We start from the raw sequence: 1,081 nt of genomic DNA on the forward strand, positions 1-1,081 counted from the left end.
GGTTTGATGGAGAGTTGGTTAGCTGGTTTCCAGGGGTGCGGTGACTGGGTGGGTTATCGCGTGTAGCGCCTCGTACTCGGCGGGTGGGACGTGGCCGAGTTCGCCGTGCAGCCTGCGGTTGTTGTACCAGTCGATGTATTCGACGGTGGCCATCTCCAGGTCGTCGAGCCCGCGCCATGGTCCCTTGTTCCGGACGAGTTCGGCCTTGTAGAGGGAGTTGAACGCCTCGGCCATCGCGTTGTCGAAGGAGTCGCCCTTGGTGCCGACAGAGGCGACGGCACCGGCCTCGGCGAGCCGCTGGGTGTAGCGGATTGCTCGATATTGGACTCCACGGTCGGAGTGGTGGACCAGTCCGCCCAGGTCAGCGCCTTGATTTTCGCGACGCCAGATCGCCATCTTCAGCGCGTCGAGAGCCAGGTCGGTGTAGAGACTCGTCGACACCTGCCAGCCGACGATCAGCCGGGAGTACACGTCGAGGACGAACGCGGCGTACACCCAGCCCACACTCGTGCGCACGTAGGTCAGGTCGGCGACCCACAGCTGGTTTGGGCCGGCTGCGGTGAAGTCACGTTTGACCAAGTCAGCGGGTCGGCTGGTCTCGGCCGCCGGCCGGGTCGTGCGTGGGGACCTGTCGCGCAGCAGCCCGCGTAGCCCGGACTCGCGCATCAGCCGCTCGACGGTGCACCGGGCCGCCTCGATGTCCTGGCGGTGCAGCTCGTGCCAGATCTTGCGTGCCCCGTAGACGCCGTAGTTCTCCGCGTGGATCCGCTCGATCACCGCGGTCAGCTCCTCATCACGTCGCGAGCGGGCGCTGGCGGGACGGGTCTTGGCAGCGTAGTAGGTCGACGGTGCGATCTGTGCCGGCGTGTCTTCGAGCGCCTGCAGGACCGGCTGGACACCGTGTCGCTCCCGCTGGGAGTCGACGAACTCGACCTTCATCGCGACGGACGGTCCAACTCCGCCGCGAAGAAAGACGCCGCGGACTTCAGGATCTGGTTCGCCCGCCGCAGCTCACGCACCTCCCGTTCCAACGCGGCGAGGCGTTCCGCATCGCTGCTGGTGGTGCCCGGCCGCTCACCGG

Annotated in this window: 1 protein-coding gene; it reads right to left on the bottom strand. The window is 66.9% G+C overall.

Going from position 1 to position 1,081, the window contains the following annotated elements; genetic code table 11:
* Positions 1-18: 18 nt before the first annotated feature.
* Positions 19-939 carry an IS3 family transposase gene (locus tag ACZ6O2_RS36575; RefSeq protein ID WP_466026231.1) on the bottom strand — a complete coding sequence of 307 codons (921 nt, stop codon included), beginning with the start codon at positions 937-939 and terminating at the stop codon, positions 19-21.
* Positions 940-1,081: the final 142 nt, after the last annotated feature.

It is taken from the genome of Micromonospora sp. NPDC048040, assembly GCF_055587185.1.